Raw genomic sequence first — 17806 nt, forward strand, 5'->3', positions numbered from 1 at the left:
GATCCGGACATGGTAGACTCGCATAAATTATTGAATTGAAACGAAAAATCATCGAGAACCGGATGCGCCACGCAAAATTTTTGCGCGCGTCGTCGAGGCGATCTTTCGTTGCCGCTTACGTTGTACGAGTGTGAGAGATGGCGCTTGGCGGCCTGGCCGCTGCAACTGCGAGGGTCTCGCCATGAAGGCGGACCGGTCTCCCATGTGATGAAGCCTTCGGCCCCGGCCGAAAACTGGAGAGGCCGCGCACGCGCCGGCCTGTGGAGATTGACGATGAACAACCTGCTCAGCCAACTCGCGCCGCTGCGCGCTCATGCCGGCAAACGCCGCACCATCGGCCTGGACGACGACACCGTCGCCCGCTTCGCCCTGACCCACCCCGAGCTCGGCGAAGCGATCGCCGCGGCCGCGGCCGAGTACGCCCTGACCCGCGAACTGCACGCCGACCTGCTCGACCTCGACGAGGACGCGCAGATCCACGCCGTGCAGGCCGGCTACGTCAATTTCTATCCGGACGACGGCGTCAATCCCTACATCGCCCTGGCCGCGCGCGGCCCCTGGGTGATCACCCTGAAGGGCGCGGTGCTGCACGACTCCGGCGGCTACGGCATGCTCGGCTTCGGCCACACCCCCTCGGCGGTGATCGCGGCGATGGCCAAGCCGCAGGTGATGGCCAACATCATGACCCCGTCGCTGTCGCAGCTGCGCTTCGAGCGCGCCCTGCGCGGGGCCATCGGCACCACCCGCGGCGAGTGCCCGTACGAGCGTTTCTTCTGCCTGAACTCCGGCTCCGAGTCGGTGTCGCTGGCCGCGCGCATCGCCGACGTCAACAGCAAGCTGATGACCGACCCCGGCGCGCGCCACGCCGGCCGCGCGATCAAGCGCGTCGTGGTCAAGGGCAGTTTCCACGGCCGCACCGAGCGCCCGGCGCTGTATTCGGATTCCTCGCGCAAGGCCTACCTGCAGCACCTGGCCAGCTTCCGCAACGAAGACTCGGTGATCACCGTCGAGCCCTACGACGTCGACGCGCTGAAGAAGGTGTTCGCCGACGCCGACAGCAACGGCTGGTTCGTCGAGGCGATGTTCCTGGAGCCGGTGATGGGCGAAGGCGACCCGGGCCGCGGCGTGCCGCCGGCGTTCTATGCCGCCGCGCGCGAGCTGACCCGCAACCACGGTTCGCTGCTGCTGGTCGACTCGATCCAGGCCGGCCTGCGCGCGCACGGCGTGCTGTCGATCGTCGACTACCCGGGCTTCGAAGGCCTGGAAGCGCCGGACATGGAAACCTATTCCAAGGCGCTCAACGCCGGTCAGTACCCGCTGTCGGTGCTGGCGGTCGGCGAACGCGCCGCCTCGCTGTACCGCAAAGGCCTGTACGGCAACACCATGACCAGCAACCCGCGCGCGCTCGACGTCGCCGTCGCCGTGATGGAACAGGTCACCCCGGAACTGCAGGCCAACATCCGCAACCGCGGCGCCGAGGCGGTCGAAAAGCTGGAGAAGCTCAAGAGCGAACTCGGCGGCCTGATCACCAAGGTCCAGGGCACCGGCCTGCTGTTCTCGTGCGAACTCGCCCCGCAGTTCAAGTGCTACGGCGCCGGCTCGACCGAGGAATGGCTGCGCGAGCGCGGTATCGGCGTGATCCACGGCGGCGTCAACTCGCTGCGCTTCACCCCGAACTTCACCATCGGCAGCGACGAGATCGAACTGCTGGTGTCGATGGTCGGCCGCGCGCTCAAGGAAGGCCCGCGCGCGCAGCAGGCGGCCGCGGCCTGAGGCTGCTGCGTAGAAGCGAGCGTACAGAAGCGAGGAGCGAGCGACAGCCGCTTCTCGCTCTGCCCCCGACTCGCTCCTCACCCCTCTCCACTCACTTCCAGAGAACACAATGATTCGTTTGTCGAATAAGGACACCGGCGCCGACATCGGCGAGATCAGCGAAGAGGAATTGCAGATCCTCGTCGCGGCGCTGGAGGAAGAAGACAGCAAGGACCAGAACTACTTCATCGACCACGCCACCGTCGACATGATCGAGATCGATCATCTCAACGCCGGCTCGCTGATCACCGTACTGCGCGCGGCCATCGGCAGCAGCGACGGCGTCGAGATCCAGTACGTGCGCACGGCCTGAGGCCGAACGCGTGCCGGCCGCGGCGACGTCGCGGTCCGGCCTGCGCCCCGTCATGGCCCTCGACCTGATCCAGGCCCGGCACGAGCGCGAGATGCACATCTCGCGCAAATTGTTCGCCATCGACCAGATGCCGCATGCGCAATGGATGTCCCGGGCCCAGCCGCACGGCGAGTATCCGCTGTTGCGCAAGTTGCACGATTATTACGCCGACACCGGATGCCGTCCGGCGAGTTGCCTCGCTTGCAAGCGGAGCTGACGCGAATCAGGGCCAAGTTCACCGATCCCAGCCAAGTGCACGAGTTCTCGCGCGTCGTCGAGCAGGCCATTGCCGAAGGCGACAATCTGTACACCATCGCCGATTAAGCTGCCGGCCCAGGCCGTCCCAACCTACCGGGTTCCCCTTTTGAACAAGGGAGCCAGGGGGATTTGCTCTCGCCTCATCCGTTGAGGAAGCGCCCGCAAACCCCGCGCAGCACCACGGCGCCGGCCGCGGATCGAAGGCAGACGACTCGACCGCCCTCGCCGGTTTCGTGCAACGCCGAACGCGCTCGCCCTTGCGCCCTGCCCCGCAACCATCAATGCTTGCCCACAAGACCGCCCGGCAGACCAACGTAGAAAGGCCGCTCATGAAAATCGTCGAAGTCCGCCACCCGCTCGTGCAGCACAAGCTCGGCCTGATGCGCCGCGCCGACAACAGCACCAAGTCGTTTCGCGAACTGGCCTCGGAAGTCGCGACCCTGCTGACCTACGAAGCCACCGCCGACCTGGAAACCGAAGAGGCCGTGGTCGAAGGCTGGGCCGGGCCGGTGGTCACCCGCCGCATCAAGGGCGCCAAGGTCACCCTGGTGCCGATCCTGCGCGCCGGCCTGGGCATGCTGCCGGGCGTGCTGGAGCTGATCCCGGCGGCCAAGGTCGGCGTGGTCGGCCTGCAACGCGACGAGCAGACCCTGCAGCCGGTCGGCTACTACGAAAAACTGACCGGCCGCATGGACGAGCGCACCGCGTTGATCCTCGATCCGATGCTCGCCACCGGCGGCAGCCTGATCGCGACCGTCGACCTGCTCAAGGCCGCGGGCTGCAAGCGCATCAAGGGGCTGTTCCTGGTCGCCGCGCCGGAAGGCCTGAAGGCGCTGGAAGCGCGCCATCCCGACGTCGAAGTGTTCACCGCGTCGGTCGACGAACGCCTCAACGAGGTCGGCTACATCCTGCCCGGCCTCGGCGACGCCGGCGACAAGATCTTCGGCACCAAGCACTACACCTGAACAAGGCCGCAGGCGGCGCCGAGCCTGGCGCCCGGCCGGGTTCGCGCCAGCGCCTACGGCGAAGAAGGCATCGCGCGCGGCACTCGGCAAAGCATCGAATGTCCAAACCGGGCCGCCAAGCCCGCGCGGGGCTCAGGAACTCTTTCGTTGCCGCCGCTTGCGCAAGCGATACAGCAGGATCAGCGCGAATACCACCGCGGTGGCGAACCAGCCCGGCGACCAGCCGCCGCCGTCGCGATCGAGCGAGGCCGCCGCATTCGGCTCGCGCGCCGGCGCGGCGCTCAAAGCCGCGGCGGCGGCTTCGGGCCGCAGGCGCCAACTGCCTTCGCGCAGTTCCAGCTTGCCTTCCAGGGGCGGCAGCCGCAGTTCGCGCCAGCTCACCCGCAAGTCGCCGATCTGCGGGTCGAGCGGGTTTTCGGCGCTGCCGAGGCCGTCGCCTTCGGGCTGGAAGGTGGCGGCGAGATTCGCCGGCAGGCGGCTGAAGTTCGGACGGAACACCCGCCATTCGCCGACCGCGCGCAGCACGTCGGGGCGGATCGGCTTGCCGTCGAGGGTCGCCGCGTCGGCCCACCAGCGTTTGTTCTCCAAGGGCAGGCGGGTCGGATTGACGTGCCCGGGCGAGAACTTCGAGGAATCGATCGGCGCTGCGTTCCAGACCCGCTCGTATCCCGCGCCGACCGAGCGCCATTGGTACATCTCGACCCGGCGGTCGAGCCCGAACTCGCGCGTTTCCACGCCGAAGTCGCGGTCGAGCAGGCGCTTGCCGCTGCGCGGTTCGCCGAGCGGTTCGCCGGGGTCTTCGGCCTGTGCGAACGCGGTGCCCGCGAGCAGGCTCATCGCCAGCAAGACGATGGCGTACACGGCCAGCGTCGCCCGGCGCCGGCGTCCGCTCACGCAGCCCATGCGGCCAAGGTCCGAGCCTGCAGTTCGGCGACCTCGTGGGCGGTGCCGAACTTGCCCTTCTCGTCGCGCACCACCTGGGCGAGCGCGCATTCGGGGTCGTGGGTGAAGAACAGATGCACGTTGCGCGCGAGCTTGTCGCTGAGGAAGCTCTTCTTCTCGTCGATCAGCAGCTCGGCGTTGCGGTCGTAGCCCATGGTGATCGGCACGTGCACCCACGGCCGCCCGGGAATCAGGTCGGCGCAGAACACCACGCCGCCGTGCGGTTCGCCGTCGACGCTGTCGGGGCCGACGATCTCGGCCAGCATCAGGCCCGGGGTGTGGCCGTCGCTGTAGTGGAAACGCACGCTGTCGCCGAGCAGTTTCGAATGCGCGCCGTCGACCAGCTCGAGCTTGCCGGTGGCTTCGAGCAAGCCCGGCAACTCGGGAATGAAGCTCGCGCGGTCGCGCGCGTGCGGATGGCGCGCGCGCTCGTAATGCTCGCGCCCGACCAGATAAGACGCATTCGGGAACAGCAAACGCGGCGCCTCGCCCTCGGCCCAGGGCGCGAGCAGGCCGCCGGCATGGTCGAAGTGCAGGTGCGACAGCACCACCGCGTCGATGTCCTCGGGCGCGAAACCGGCACGCGCCAGCGATTCGAGCAGGACGTGGCGATCCTCGACCACGCCGTAGCGTTCGCGCAGCTTGGGCTCGAAGAACGCGCCGATGCCGGCCTCGAACAACACCGTCTTGCCGTTGAGCGGGCTGGCGAGCAAGGCCCGGCACGCCAGGGCGATGCGGTTGTGCTCGTCGGGCGGCGACCACTTCGCCCACATCGCGCGCGGCGCGTTGCCGAACATCGCGCCGCCATCGAGTTTTTGCGAGTTGCCGAGGATCGACCAGAGTTTCATGTCTGCACCGCCCGTACGGGCACTGGCGAGGGATGGCCCGATTTTACTGCGCAAACGCAGGCCTCGGGCCGGAACGCGGTCGAACCGCGGATCGCGGACAGGCGCCGCTCACCCGGCGCGCTGCCGATCGCCGGCCTGCGCCCGCTGTCGGCAGCGTCATTGCGGCGTGGTGACGGCGGCGAAGTGAAAAATAAATTCGCCGTCGCGGCCGTCGCCGGCGATCACGCGTATCGGCGCCAAGGGCCGCTCGGCCAGCAGGGTCGCGCTGCCGCTGGCGGCGGCCTTGCTGATCAACCCGGAGGAGCGGCCGCTGATCTTGATCAGCATTTCCTGCCCGGCCACCAGCACCACCCGCCCCATCGAGGGGTCGGTCGGGCGCGGCGTGACAATGCGCTCTGCTTCGCTGTCCAGGTAATCGCGCGACGGCAGCGCGAACAGGTCCTGGCCGCCGGCGCTGACGTCGAACGACCACGCCGTGCTGCCGTTGGTGCCGTCGTTGACGACCTCGATCTTCTCCAGGGTCAGCAGCACCGTGTAGCGGGCCGGCGCCTGCGGCGCGGCTGGCTTGACCGGAGCGGTCGCGACCGGCTGCGAGGGTGCGGCCGGTGTCGTCGGCTTGTCCTTCAGCCCGCCGATCTCGCGCACGTTGTTGATCAGGGTGGTCAAGGCCACCAGGAAAGCGACCAGGGCGATCGAGATCGCGGGCACGCGGGTATACCAACGCTTGTCGTCGCTCACTGCCCTGTCCCCTGTCGCTTGCTGCCGACGCCGTCCATGCCGCGAAATCTACTGCACCGCACCGCCGTCGCGCCATCGCGGCGGCGGTTTCGCGGGCGCCGCCTCAGGGCTTGTTCGGCTGCACGTCGGCCTGGCCGACCGGATTGCGCGGGTCGGTGCCGCCGGACAAGGTGTTGCTGCGCTTGTCCCACATCACCGTCTGCAGGTTGCCCCAGGTCGATTCGCCGGCGTTGATCTTGTGGCCCATGGCCTGGAGCTTGGCGACGGTGGCGGCGTCGAGCGCGCCGGGCTCGGCCGAGATCGCGTCCGGCATCCACTGGTGATGGATGCGCGGCTGCGCGGCGACCTGCTGCGGCTGCAGGCCGGCGTCGTAGGCGAGGATCGCCAGCAGCACCTGGGTGATGATGCGGCTGCCGCCGGGCGCGCCGACCGCGACCACGCGATCGGACGATTCCAGGAAGCTCGGGGTCATCGAGCTGAGCATGCGCTTGCCCGCCGCCGGCGCGTTGGCCTCGAAGCCCATCACCCCGAACGCGTTCGGGGTGGCCGGACGCAGGGCGAAGTCGTCCATCTCGTTGTTGAGCAGCACGCCGGTGCCCGGCGCGACCAGGCCCGAGCCGTACAGCAGGTTGACGGTCTGGGTCGCCGAGACGCGGTTGCCGTCGCCGTCGATGATCGAGAAGTGGGTGGTCTCGTCGTCTTCCAGCGGCGCCGGCTGGCCCGACAACAGATCGCTCGGCGTGGCCTTCTCGGGATGGATGGTCGCGCGCAGGCCGGCGGCGTAATCGGCGCTGGTCAGGCGCCGGATCGGCATCTTCACGAAATCCGGATCGCCGAGGTAGATGGTGCGGTCGCGATAGGCGCGGCGCATCGCCTCGGCGAGAACGTGGGTGCGGTGCGCGGGATCGAGCTTGGACAGGTCCCAGCCCTGCAGCACCTGCAGGATCTCGGCCAGGGCTACGCCGCCGGAGGACGGCGGCGGCGCGGTGACGATGTCCCAGCCGCGGTACTTCAAGCGCAGCGGCTCGCGCTCGCGCACCTTGTAGCCGGCCAGTTCCTCGGCGCGCCACTGGCCGCCTTCTTCCTTGACCGAAGCCAGCAGCTTGGCGGCGACGTCGCCGCGGTAGAAACCGTCGAAGCCCTTCTCGGCCAGCAGTTCCAGGGTGCGCGCCAGGTCCGGCTGCTTGAGCGTCTCGCCGGCCTTCGGCGGCGTGCCGTCGGCGAGGAACACCTCGCGGGTGCCGCGGTAGCGCTCCATCACCTCGCGGCGGCTGCCGTAGCCTTTTTCCAGGCGCGGATACACCTCGAAGCCTTCGCGGGCGATCCGGATCGCCGGCCCCAGCGAGGTCTTCAGCGGCAGCTTTCCGTAGTTCTGCGCCAGGTGCACCAGCGCCGCCGGCAGACCGGGAATGCCGGCCGACCAGGGGCCGTTGGTGGCGCGGTCGCGGTTGAGCTCGCCCTTGGCGTCGAGATAGGCCGCCGGCGTGGCCGCGGCCGGCGCGGTCTCGCGCGCGTCGACGAAGATGTCGCGCTTGCGCTTGGCGTCGTGCAGCAGGAAGAAACCGCCGCCGCCGATGCCCGAACTGATCGGCTCGACCACCGACAGGGTCGAGGACACCGCGATCGCGGCGTCGAAGGCGTTGCCGCCGGCGCGGACGATTTCCAGCCCGGCCTGGGTCGACAGCGAATGCGCGCTGGCGATCGCGGTGCCCGGCGGATGCGCGGCCGCGCTGGCGGCCGCTGCGCTGCGTGCCGGCGCGCGGGCGCCGCCGTCGGCGCCCAGCGCGGGCGAGGCGATCAGCAGCAGCGTGGCCATCAGGCAGATGGGAGACTTCATACCGGCCCGCAGCCGCAACGCCTTGCGCATCGTGTTCACTCCTGCTGTAGACGCCGCAGCTTGTCCAGCAATTGCGGCTCGGATTCGACGTGGTCGGGGTCCGGGTCGATGCATTCGACCGGACAAACGACCACGCATTGTGGTTCGTCGTAGTGCCCGACGCATTCGGTGCAACGCGCCGGGTCGATCACATAGATCGTTTCGCCCTGGGAGATGGCCTGGTTCGGGCAGGCTGGCTCGCAGACGTCGCAGTTGACGCAGAGTTCGTTGATCTTGAGCGACATGGGCACTGGTCGCCGGCGAGCCGCGGGGTCGCATTGCCGGCATGGAGCTCGCAGTGTAGGGCTTGGGCGTCCGCCGGCATAGCCGAGCGCCGGGATGCTGCGTGCCGCGGGCATGGGCCGTGAATATGCAAGGGCCCTGCCCGCCCGCATGGCGGTGCGAACAGCGGCAGGCCGGCCGGAACCGCCAGGCCGACGAACGATCCGGACCGCTTGTGCGGCTCGTGGCTGGAAAGACTCGGGCCGCCGATGCCGGGGTTTTGAAAAGATTCGGGCCGCAGATGCGGCCCGAATGGATACAGCTCCGGCCGGCGCCAGGCGCCCCGGACGATCCCGGCCGGCTCAGCGGCCGGGCGGATGGATCACTTGGCTTCGACGAACACGTAGTTGACCGACGACGCGGCCACCGCGGCCTTGACGCGCTCGTTGTCGGCGGCGTCGCCGATGAAGATGAATTTGACGCCCTTCATCGTGGTCGGCTCGACCTTGGCGAACGAAGCGACCACCAGGTCGGCGGTCTTGGCCGAATTCGGCGAGCCGAATGCGACCAGGTTGCCTTCGAGGATGCCGCGCGACAGGTCGGTCTGGGCCTTTTCGAGCATGCGCTCGTAGTCGCCCTGGAAGGTCGGCGCTTCCGGCGCCGGCAGCACGTAGACGTAGGTGCTGCCGCTGACGCCGTCGAGATTGCGTTGGACGACGTCGGTCAGGTAGGCGTTCCAGGCGTTTTCGTCGCTGGTCTTCGGCGCCGGCAGCGCGGCGGTCTCGGCCGCGGCTTCCTTCTTCTCCTCTTTCTGGCAGGCGGCCACGAACGGCAGCGCCAGGCAGGCGATCAGCAGCAGGCGGGAGGAAGTTTTCATTGTTTGCCCCTTGGTGTTTGTTTGGTGATCAGTGTTTGTTGCGTTGCCATTCGGCCTGCAGCGCGTCGACCACGGCCGGCGGCACGAAGCCGGAGACGTCGCCGCCGAGGCGGGCGATCTCGCGCACCAGCGAGGACGAGATGAAGCCGTACTGCTCGGCCGGAGTCAGGAACAAGGTCTCGACCTCCGGGATCAGGTGCCGGTTCATGCTCGCCAGCTGGAATTCGTATTCGAAGTCGGACACTGCGCGCAGCCCGCGCAGCAGCACCCCGCCGCCGACCTGGGCGACGAAATGCGCGAGCAGCGAGTCGAACCCGCGCACCTCGACGTTGGGCTGGTGGGCGACCGCCTTGCGGGCCAGTTCGACCCGGGTCTTGAGCGGCAGCGCCGGTCCTTTGCCCGGGCTTTCGGCCACGCCGATGATCAGGCGTTCGAACAACGGGGCGGCGCGGTCTACCAGGTCGATGTGACCGTTGGTGATCGGGTCGAACGTGCCGGGATAGACGGCGATTCGGTTGCGGGCCGAGCTCATTCGATGGTCGTTCGCTGCTGGAATGACGGGGAGCGGGAAAGGCCGCCCCCGCCGGATGCGGCGCAGTGTAGCAGCCGCCTGCCGGGCCCGGTCACGGCGCCAGGCGGCGGTACACGGCGTAGCGGACCTCGCGGGTGGCGCCTTCGCGATGCAGCAGCCAGTCGCCGGGCAGATCGATCGCCACCTGCGCCGGCGATTCGACGTACAGCCAGGCCGAAGGCGCCAGCGTCGGCAACAAGGCCGGCCATACCGTGTTCCACAAGCCGGCCGCGAACGGCGGGTCGACGAAGGCCAGGTCGAAGCCCGGCGCGCCCTCGCCGGCGCGCGGCTGGGCCGCCAGCCAGGCCAGGGCATCGGCCTGGGCCACGCTGGCGGCCTCGCCGCCTTGCAGCCGGCCGGTCAGCGCGCGCAGCTCCGCAGCCAGGGCCGGGTCGCGTTCGACCAGCACCGCCGAGGCGGCGCCGCGCGACAGCGCCTCCAGGCCGAGCGCGCCGCTGCCGGCGAACAGGTCGAGTACGCGCGCGCCCGGCAGCACCGGCATCAGCCAGTTGAACAGGGTCTCGCGTACGCGGTCGGAGGTCGGGCGCAGGCCGGGCGCATCGGCCACGGCCAGGCGGGTGCCGCGCCAACGCCCGCCGATGATGCGGACCTTGCCGGTCGGGGCGCCGCCGGTCGGGGCGGCGGAAACGCGACGCGGGCCGCGCTGTGGAGTCTTCATCGGGGGCGCCTGGAGGCCGGTGCTAGCATGTGCGCATTCTCGCGCATCCCCGCGCCTTCTCGCCCCCAGCCTCCCGAATGGTCAGTTTTTTTCGCCGCAAGAAGCCCGAAACCGCCGGCGGAAGCCCGTCTTCCGAACGCCGTTTCACCACCGAAGAACTGGCCGCGGCGTTTCCGAACGCGCGGCCCGAGCCTGCACAACCCCCGGCCGAAACGCCCGCGGCCGCGCCTGCCGCAGTCGAACCGGTTGCGGTCGAACCGGCTGCGCCGCAGCCGCCTGCCGCCGCGCAGCCCGTCCCGCAGCCCGCGCCCGAGCCGCCGGTGCCGGCCGAAGTCCTGGCCGCCGCGCTCGAAGTCGAGCCGCCGCTGCCGGCGGCGCCGGCCGCCGCTCCTTCCATGCCGGCGACCACTTCGGCTGCAGCGCCGGCCGCCGCGTCGGCCACGGTCATCTCGGTGCCGGGCGAATCCCGGCCGGCCGACTACATCGACAAGCCGGCCGCCGCCGCGGGCAAGTCCGGCTGGCGCGAACGCCTGCGCGGCAGCGTGTTCGCGCGCAGCTTCGGCGGCTTGTTCTCGCGCAACCCGCGCCTGGACGACGACCTGCTCGACGAGATCGAAACCGCGTTGATCACCGCCGACGTCGGCGTCGCCGCCACCACCCAACTGGTAGAAAGCCTGCGCAAGCGGATGAAGTCGCGCGAGTTCGCCGACGCCAACGCCCTGCTCGCGGCGCTTCGCACCGACCTGATTGCGATGCTGCGGCCGGTCGCCAGGCCGCTGGTCATCGACACCCAGGCCAAGCCCTTCGTGGTGCTGACGGTCGGCGTCAACGGCGTCGGCAAGACCACGACCATCGGTAAGTTGGCCAAGCGCTTCCGCGACGAGAACCGCCCGCTGATGCTCGCCGCCGGCGACACCTTCCGCGCCGCCGCGGTCGCGCAGTTGCAGGCCTGGGGCGAACGCAACGGCGTGCCGGTCGTGGCCCAGGGCCAGAACGCCGACGCCGCCTCGGTCGCGTTCGACGCCCTGCAGGCCGCCAAGGCGCGCGGTACCCAAGTGCTGATCGCCGACACCGCCGGCCGCCTGCACACCCAGCAGGGGTTGATGGCCGAACTCGGCAAGATCCGCCGGGTGCTGTCCAAGGTCGACGCGACCGCGCCGCACGAGGTGTTGATGGTCATCGACGGCACCACCGGCCAGAACGCGCTGTCGCAGTTGCGCCAGTTCCATGCCGCGGTCGGCGTCACCGGTCTGGTCGTGACCAAGCTCGACGGCACCGCCAAGGGCGGCGTGGTGTTCGCGCTGGCGCGCGAGTTCGGCATTCCGATCCGTTTCGCCGGCATCGGCGAACGCCCCGAGGATCTGCGCGTATTCGATGCCGAGGCCTTCGTCGACGCCCTGCTGCCCGAAGCGCTGGGCGGCTGAGGCGCGGCCTCGCCATGCCCGCGACCACCACGGCCGCTCCGGCGCGGCGCTCGGGTAAGCGGATCGCGATCGCCGCGGTCGTGCTGCTGGCCGCCGCGCTCGCCCTGCGCTGGGTGTCGCAACCCAGCCAGGTCAGCGGCATCCTGCTGGGCCAGGTCGGCAAGGCGCTCGGGCTGGAGATCACCGCCAGCGGCGCCAGCGAGTACCGTTTGCGCGGAACGCCGATGTTGGCGGTGCGCGACGTGGTCGCGCGCCAGCCCGGCGCGGCGGTGCCGCTGCTGCGCGCCGAGCGCGTCTACCTCGCCCTGCCGTGGCGCACGATCCGCGCCGCCGGCGAGCTGCTTGAGGTAGAGCGGGTCGAACTCGATGCGCCGCAACTCGATGTCGCCGCCTTGCAGGCCTGGCTGGCGACACGCCCGCCGTCGGCCGGGCCCATGCGGATTCCGACTCTGAGCAAGGGCCTGAGCATCGTGAGCGGCCAGGTGATCGGCGCGGGCTGGTCGATCGCACGACTCTCGCTGTCGGCGCCCGAATTGCACCCGCAGCGGCCGCTGCGGGCGCGCCTGGGCGGACGCGTGCTCGGCGCCGGCGTGCAGGTTCCGTTCGACCTCGCCGCGACCCTGCAACGCCCGGCGCTCGCGCGCGGCCTCGGCCTGTCCGGCGGGGTCGAGGTGCAGGCCAAGGATTGGACCCTGCCGATGCGGATCCGCCTGGGCGCCCTGCTGCATTCCGGCGACGACGGCCTCGGCCTCGATCGCCTGCGCCTCGGCGCCGATGCGCGCTACCGCGCCGGCGACACCGACCTGCCCTTCGTATTCGGCCTGGCCGGGCCGCTGCGCTATCGCGATGCGACGCTGACCCTGGCGCCGCTCGGCGCCGCCTTGCGCGGCAAGGACGCGATACCGCAGCTCGACGCGAGCGGGCGCTTCGCCTTCGGCGAGGAGCTGCGACTGCATCTGGACGGCGTGCTCGCGCAATGGCCGCAGGCCTGGCCTGCGCTGCCGCCGCCGCTGGGGCAGTCGAAGTCGCCGCTGCCGTTCGTGCTCGACTACGCCGGTCCGGCCGATTTTTCTGGCGACAGCGCGCTGCGCCTGCGACGCGACCAGACCCGCTTCGACGGCCGCTTCCGGCTGCCGGCGGTGCTGGACTGGGTCGACGCGAACGAAGGCCCGTTGCTGCCGCCGTTGAGCGGCCGCCTGAGCACGCCGCGGATCGAAGTGTCCGGCGCCACCCTCGAAGGGGTCGAGATCGAGATCGAAGACGACGCGACGCCGGCGACCGCCGCACCCACGCCAGCCGCGACTCCACCGCTCCAATGAAAACAGCCGCATGAAGCAGCGCGCGACGAAGCCACCCACAAGCAAGACCGCCGCGGTGGCCGCAGCCAGCCAGATCGCCTCCCACGCCGCCGGCGACGACGCCTACGCCAGCCGCCTGCTGGCCTGGTTCGACGTCAGCGGCCGTCACGACCTGCCCTGGCAGCATCCGCGCACGCCGTACCGGGTATGGCTGTCGGAGATCATGCTGCAGCAGACCCAGGTCAAGACCGCCGCGCCGTTCTTCGAGCGTTTCGTCGATGCCCTGCCGACCCTGCCTGCGCTCGCCGCGGCCTCTCTCGATACCGTGCTGGGCCTGTGGTCTGGGCTGGGCTACTACGCCCGCGCGCGCAATCTGCACGCGACCGCCAAGCTTTGCGTCGAACGCCACGACGGCGAGCTGCCGCGCGACATCGACGCCCTGACCGCCCTGCCCGGCATCGGCCGCAGCACCGCCGCGGCGATTCTTTCGCAAGCCTGGGACGACCGCCACGCCATCCTCGACGGCAACGTCAAGCGCGTGCTGAGCCGCTATCACGGCATCGCCGGCTATCCGGGCCTGCCGGCGATCGAGCGCCAGTTGTGGGCGCTGGCCGAATCGCATCTGCCGCATGCGCGCATGACCGACTACACCCAGGCGCAGATGGATCTCGGCGCGACCTTGTGCACGCGCAGCGACCCGTCCTGCATCCTGTGCCCGCTGCAACACGATTGCGTCGCGCGCATCGAGGGCCGGGTGACCGAACTGCCGACGCCGAAGCCCGGCAAGGTGGCGCCGCAACGCCATGCGCAGGTGCTGTGGCTGCTCGACCGCAACAACCGGGTGCTGTTGCAGCGCCGTCCGCCGGCGGGCATCTGGGCTTCGCTGTGGACCCTGCCTCAAAGCGACGACGAAGACGGCGCAGCGCAGTGGTTCGCCGCTCACGTCAGCGGCGAGTTCAGCGACGGCGAGGAACTGGCGCCGATCGCCCACGCCTTCAGCCACTACAAACTCGAACTGCAACCGCGACGCTGGCGCCCGGTCGCCTTGCGCGACGGCGTGCGCGACAATGACGACCTGCGCTGGTTCGAACGCGCCGAACTGGCCGCCCTCGGCATCCCGGCGCCGATCCGCAAACTGATCGAGTCGTCGTGACGCCGCGCCGATGCGCGAGCGAACGACGTCCCGCGACGACGCCCACCACTTTCCGCCACTTCCCAGGACCATCCGCATGAGCCGCACCGTTTTCTGCGAGTACGAACAACGCGAGGCCGAGGGCCTGGATTTCGTGCCCTGGCCCGGCGAGTTGGGCAAGCGCGTGTTCGCCCACGTCGGCAAGCCGGCCTGGGCCGCCTGGCTGGCCCACCAGACCATGCTGATCAACGAGAACCGGCTGTCGCCGCTCGACCCCAAGCACCGCGCCTTCCTCGAAGGCGAAATGGAGAAATTCCTGTTCGGCGGCGGCGCGGCCAAGCCGGACGGTTACGTGCCGCAGGCCTGATCCGCAGCAGGATATCCGTCACGTTTTTGGCCACAAGCTCGTGGCCCGCATCGCGGCGATGCGCCGGTTTCGTGTAGAACCGGGGGACTCCGGCCGGTCCGGAGTCCACAGGCACAAGGGAGAGTCCTGATGTTCAAGTCGAATAAGCAACTCAAGACGAAGTCGCTGTTCCTGCTCGCCGCCGGCATGCTCGTCTCGCTGGCCGCCATGGCCCTGCCGCACGCCGGCCCGGGCGAGAGCTACACCTTCACGTTCTACTCCGACGCGACGCGCACGGTCGAAGTCGGCGGTCGTTCCTACGGTTACTGCGGCGAGCCCTTCCAGTGGGGCCGCATGACCTCGTACTCGACCTATTACAAGACCACCTGCAATCCACGACCCTGATCGGCCGCTTCGGCCGCAGCGCGCAAGTCGCCAACCGGTCCGGCCCGCCGCGAGCGGGCCGGATTCGCTGCGTGCCGCGCATCGGCCTCGAGGAGAATCGCGATGTCCGCAATCAACAAACCCTTGAAGAACAAGTTGTCGTTGTTGCTGCTCGCCGCCGGCATGGCGGTGTCGCTGGCCGCCGCCGCGTTGCCGCATGCCGGCCCCGGCGAAGGCTATGTCTTCACCTACTACTCCGACGCGACCCGCACGGTCGAAGTCGGCGGCCTGGGCTACGGCCACTGCGGCGAGCCCTTCGAGTGGGGCGAACGCACCCGCTATTTCACCTACGCCAAGAGCACTTGCGGTCGGGAACCATGAGTCGTGCGCGTCCGGCGCATCGGCGCCGGGCTGACCTGCGACACGACGAAGCCCACCCGATCCGGTGGGCTTCGTCTTTAGGCGATGCGCTCAATGCCCGCCGTCGATGCCGAAGGCGGGCGGATACACCACGACGCCGGCTTCGCCGGTCAGCGCGCCTTCGACCAGTTCCAGCGCCATGAACGACTCGCCCGCGAACGGCGCGGCGAGTTTGCCGGCCAACGCCGCGGAGAAACCGAAGCGCGGGTAGTACGCGGCATGGCCGAGCACCACCACCGCTTCGCAGCGCAGCGCCTGCGCCCGCGCGAGCCCCTCGCGGATCAACATCGAGCCGATGCCTAGTCCCTGACGCTGCGGCTGCACCGATACCGGCGCGAGGCAGAGCGCGTCGACGGGGCGTCCGTCGACGGCGACATGCAGGGTGGTGAACATCGCATGCCCCACCACTCGATCGCCGTCGACGGCGACCAGGGACAGTCGGACCAATCCGTCCGCGCGCAGGCGTTCGACCAGCTCGGCTTCGCCGTCGCCGGCGAAGGCCGCGCGCGTGACGGCGTCGATGCCGGCATGGTGAGCGGTGTTTTCAGGTTCGATGCGCATGGGTTTCTCCTGTTCGGATGCGGGTTCCGGGCGGACGCGACTGAACATCAGCAGGCTCAGCATGTCGGCCTCCGGTGTGCGTGCCGTCGCGGGCTCAGGCCTCTTCGGATGCCGGGCGGCGGCGGCGAGCCGATTGAGTGCGGGGACCACGGCCGTGCGGACGAGAACGAAGGCCTGCAGCGGGTCGGGGGCGTGCCGGCGGAATCGCGGCAAGCGATGTGAGTGGCGATGCAGTGCGCGCCGATGGCGCGGCGATGGTGGACGACCCCACCGTGGGCGGACGCGCGCAGCGCGCGCCGCCTGTTTTGCGAAATAGTCATGTCTGATGTCGGTTGCAGCCGAAACGGACGCGGCGGCGCGCATCCGCTTTGCGCGAATGGCGAACGAACTCGACGCGTCTACCCACCTTCACGCAGTGAAGGTTTAGCGGGTGGCTACACTCTCAGACATGTTGTCCCTCTGGGCCCGCCGGATGACGGTGATGGGGACGCGCACCGTAGTGCGCACGCCGGCGAGTGTCAAATCGCGGCGCTGCGACCATCGCGCTCCCGCCCCTGGGTCAGGTCGTTGCTGCCGGCAGTCCCGGGAAGCTGCGCCTTCGCTCTACCGGATCGAGCACGGCCGCCGATCGCCGCCAGCGCCTTCGGGGGCTCTCAACCGCCCTCGAAGTCAAAAACTGACCATAAGCGGCACCCTGCGGAATTTACGGCTCCTGGGCACGGGCGGCCGGGGCGCCGTCGGCGCCCAGCCGAAAGGACCTCCTTCAAAACTGTGACGGATGGCACAATTTTTGCGACCCAGATCACAATAACGGCGCTTTCGCCCGATCGCGCTCCAGCCTCGCAAGGATCGTCCCCGCATGTCGGCAAAACGTTTGCTTCCCCTGTGCCTGCTCGCGCTTTCGGCGGCCGGCATCGGCACCGCCCACGGCCAGGCCGGCATCGGCGTGCAGGCCGGGGCGAGCCCGACCGGCACCATCGGCACCAATAAAGGCGACGTCGGCTCGGGCGCCCTGCAGTGCCAGGCCGGCACCGTGGTGCGCGGCGGCTATCACCGCGACAAGTCGATGAGCGCCGGGATCAGCTCGACCCGCGGCATGACCAACCGCGTGGGGCTGTACTGCGGCGGCATCACCACCGACGGGACCACGGTCAGCGTGGTCAACCGCAACGCCAACGGCACCCCGGACGTGTTGTCGGGCTCTTACGCCGAGCCCGGCACCGAAGTCACCGGCTACTGCCCGGCCAACCAACTCGTGCACCAGTTCGGCGGCTGGGATCGCGAATGGTCGAACGGCCAATACCCGCCGTGGTCCTCCTCCTTGAACCTGGTCTGCCGGCCGCTGACATTGAGCGCGAACTCCTGGGTTCGCATGACCACCGGCACCTCGACCAGCGTCGAAGTCGGCGTGCGCGAGACGATGGTCGGCCAGCCCACCCACGTCGCGCGCGGACCGTTCTGCAGCAACACCGCCACCTCGTTGGTGTCGGGCCTGTACATGCAGGCCGGCGGCGAAGGCTACGACGGCATCAACGTGTATTGCGGCACCCTGCTGCAGGCGCGCCACTCGGCGATCCTGAGCTTCACCGATTTCGCCTGGAACCAGACCCGCGGCGGCAGCGGTTGGCTGGTCAACCTGACCCAGGGCACGACCCTGCTCGACAACGGCGCCGGCACCACCGGCGCGGGCCGCACGCCGCATGCCGATGCCGCGGCCAATCTCGCCACCGTGCAGACCGCGAGCGAAATCTACGTGCTGCCCGGCAGCAACTACCGCGCGGCGATCAGCCAGCGGCCAAGCGGCATCGCCGCCAACACCTTCGTCTCCAGCGGCACCTGCCTGACCGGCATCGCCTTGCTCAACGAACAAGACTCGTCCTGCACGCTCAACGTCACCGGTTTGCCCGACATCGCGGTGACCTTGACCACGCCGGCACCGGCCTACAGCAACTATGGCCAGTTGCAGAACATCGTGCTGACCGCGACCAATCGCGGCCCGGGCGCCACCGACGGCGACGACGGCTTTACCGTGGTGGCGACCCTGCCGGCCGGCTGGACTGCCGGCGCCCTGCCGGCCAACTGCACCGCCAACGGCGCGAAC

General features: G+C 69.6%; 21 protein-coding genes. 12 read left to right on the forward strand and 9 right to left on the reverse strand.

Going from position 1 to position 17806, the window contains the following annotated elements; translation table 11 throughout:
- Window positions 1-273: 273 nt before the first annotated feature.
- From AC6CH2_RS22240 to upp, 5 genes are all read left to right on the forward strand, one after another.
- Complete coding sequence (locus tag AC6CH2_RS22240; protein ID WP_498271118.1) at window positions 274-1773, forward strand: aminotransferase class III-fold pyridoxal phosphate-dependent enzyme; 1500 nt, start codon at window positions 274-276, stop codon at window positions 1771-1773.
- 109 nt (window positions 1774-1882) lie between these two features.
- On the forward strand, window positions 1883-2125 hold the full coding sequence (locus AC6CH2_RS22245) for a hypothetical protein (protein ID WP_057917401.1): 243 nt from the start codon (window positions 1883-1885) through the stop codon (window positions 2123-2125).
- Between the two features lie 52 nt (window positions 2126-2177).
- On the forward strand, window positions 2178-2381 hold the full coding sequence (locus tag AC6CH2_RS22250; RefSeq protein ID WP_498271119.1) for a hypothetical protein: 204 nt from the start codon (window positions 2178-2180) through the stop codon (window positions 2379-2381).
- A complete protein-coding gene (locus tag AC6CH2_RS22255) occupies window positions 2366-2488 on the forward strand; it encodes a hypothetical protein (protein ID WP_498271120.1) in 123 nt (40 codons plus the stop codon). The genes AC6CH2_RS22250 and AC6CH2_RS22255 overlap by 16 nt, the downstream gene beginning before the upstream one ends.
- 263 nt (window positions 2489-2751) lie before the next feature.
- Entirely contained in the window at window positions 2752-3387 is a 636-nt protein-coding gene (gene upp, locus AC6CH2_RS22260; RefSeq protein ID WP_498271121.1) for a uracil phosphoribosyltransferase, read from the forward strand.
- 132 nt (window positions 3388-3519) lie between these two features.
- On the opposite strand, the gene AC6CH2_RS22265 is transcribed toward upp, so the two are convergent.
- From AC6CH2_RS22265 to rsmD, 8 genes are all read right to left on the reverse strand, one after another.
- Window positions 3520-4281 carry a TMEM43 family protein gene (locus tag AC6CH2_RS22265; protein WP_498271122.1) on the reverse strand — a complete coding sequence of 254 codons (762 nt, stop codon included), beginning with the start codon at window positions 4279-4281 and terminating at the stop codon, window positions 3520-3522.
- The gene (locus AC6CH2_RS22270; protein ID WP_498271123.1) at window positions 4278-5177 is read right to left on the reverse strand and encodes an MBL fold metallo-hydrolase; all 900 of its coding nucleotides are present in this window, start codon (window positions 5175-5177) and stop codon (window positions 4278-4280) included. Before AC6CH2_RS22270 ends, AC6CH2_RS22265 begins: the two co-directional genes overlap by 4 nt.
- Window positions 5178-5333: 156 nt before the next feature.
- Complete coding sequence (locus AC6CH2_RS22275) at window positions 5334-5915, reverse strand: hypothetical protein (protein ID WP_498271124.1); 582 nt, start codon at window positions 5913-5915, stop codon at window positions 5334-5336.
- Between the two features lie 103 nt (window positions 5916-6018).
- Window positions 6019-7731 (reverse strand): gamma-glutamyltransferase, encoded by a 1713-nt coding sequence (ggt, locus tag AC6CH2_RS22280; RefSeq protein WP_498271135.1) that lies wholly within the window; start codon window positions 7729-7731, stop codon window positions 6019-6021.
- Between the two features lie 56 nt (window positions 7732-7787).
- Entirely contained in the window at window positions 7788-8036 is a 249-nt protein-coding gene (locus AC6CH2_RS22285; RefSeq protein ID WP_498271125.1) for a YfhL family 4Fe-4S dicluster ferredoxin, read from the reverse strand.
- A gap of 359 nt (window positions 8037-8395) precedes the next feature.
- Complete coding sequence (locus AC6CH2_RS22290) at window positions 8396-8890, reverse strand: hypothetical protein (protein ID WP_408953090.1); 495 nt, start codon at window positions 8888-8890, stop codon at window positions 8396-8398.
- 28 nt (window positions 8891-8918) lie between these two features.
- Window positions 8919-9422 carry a pantetheine-phosphate adenylyltransferase gene (coaD, locus tag AC6CH2_RS22295; protein ID WP_435397415.1) on the reverse strand — a complete coding sequence of 168 codons (504 nt, stop codon included), beginning with the start codon at window positions 9420-9422 and terminating at the stop codon, window positions 8919-8921.
- Window positions 9423-9513: 91 nt separating this feature from the next.
- Entirely contained in the window at window positions 9514-10140 is a 627-nt protein-coding gene (gene rsmD / locus AC6CH2_RS22300) for a 16S rRNA (guanine(966)-N(2))-methyltransferase RsmD (protein ID WP_498271126.1), read from the reverse strand.
- A 77-nt stretch (window positions 10141-10217) separates the two neighbouring features.
- Between rsmD and ftsY the strand changes: the two genes are divergently transcribed.
- The 6 genes from ftsY (at window position 10218) to AC6CH2_RS22330 (ending at window position 15105) form a co-directional block, all read left to right on the forward strand.
- Window positions 10218-11564 (forward strand): signal recognition particle-docking protein FtsY, encoded by a 1347-nt coding sequence (gene ftsY / locus AC6CH2_RS22305; RefSeq protein WP_498271127.1) that lies wholly within the window; start codon window positions 10218-10220, stop codon window positions 11562-11564.
- 14 nt (window positions 11565-11578) lie between these two features.
- Window positions 11579-12883: a hypothetical protein gene (locus AC6CH2_RS22310; protein ID WP_498271128.1), complete on the forward strand. Its 1305-nt coding sequence runs from the start codon at window positions 11579-11581 to the stop codon at window positions 12881-12883.
- 10 nt (window positions 12884-12893) lie between these two features.
- Complete coding sequence (gene mutY, locus AC6CH2_RS22315) at window positions 12894-14015, forward strand: A/G-specific adenine glycosylase (RefSeq protein WP_498271129.1); 1122 nt, start codon at window positions 12894-12896, stop codon at window positions 14013-14015.
- Window positions 14016-14091: 76 nt separating this feature from the next.
- Window positions 14092-14361: an oxidative damage protection protein gene (locus AC6CH2_RS22320; protein ID WP_435396747.1), complete on the forward strand. Its 270-nt coding sequence runs from the start codon at window positions 14092-14094 to the stop codon at window positions 14359-14361.
- Window positions 14362-14490: 129 nt separating this feature from the next.
- Window positions 14491-14745 carry a DUF6289 family protein gene (locus tag AC6CH2_RS22325; RefSeq protein ID WP_498271130.1) on the forward strand — a complete coding sequence of 85 codons (255 nt, stop codon included), beginning with the start codon at window positions 14491-14493 and terminating at the stop codon, window positions 14743-14745.
- Between the two features lie 102 nt (window positions 14746-14847).
- Window positions 14848-15105, forward strand: coding sequence for a DUF6289 family protein (locus AC6CH2_RS22330; RefSeq protein ID WP_498271131.1), 258 nt, complete (start codon window positions 14848-14850; stop codon window positions 15103-15105).
- Window positions 15106-15195: 90 nt separating this feature from the next.
- Here the strand turns inward: AC6CH2_RS22330 and AC6CH2_RS22335 are convergent, their stop codons facing one another.
- The gene (locus AC6CH2_RS22335) at window positions 15196-16068 is read right to left on the reverse strand and encodes a GNAT family N-acetyltransferase (RefSeq protein ID WP_498271132.1); all 873 of its coding nucleotides are present in this window, start codon (window positions 16066-16068) and stop codon (window positions 15196-15198) included.
- A gap of 496 nt (window positions 16069-16564) precedes the next feature.
- Between AC6CH2_RS22335 and AC6CH2_RS22340 the strand changes: the two genes are divergently transcribed.
- On the forward strand, window positions 16565-17806 hold a 1242-nt coding region (locus tag AC6CH2_RS22340), incomplete at its 3' end, for a hypothetical protein (RefSeq protein WP_498271133.1).

The sequence above is a fragment of the Lysobacter sp. GQ73 genome (assembly GCF_059758755.1).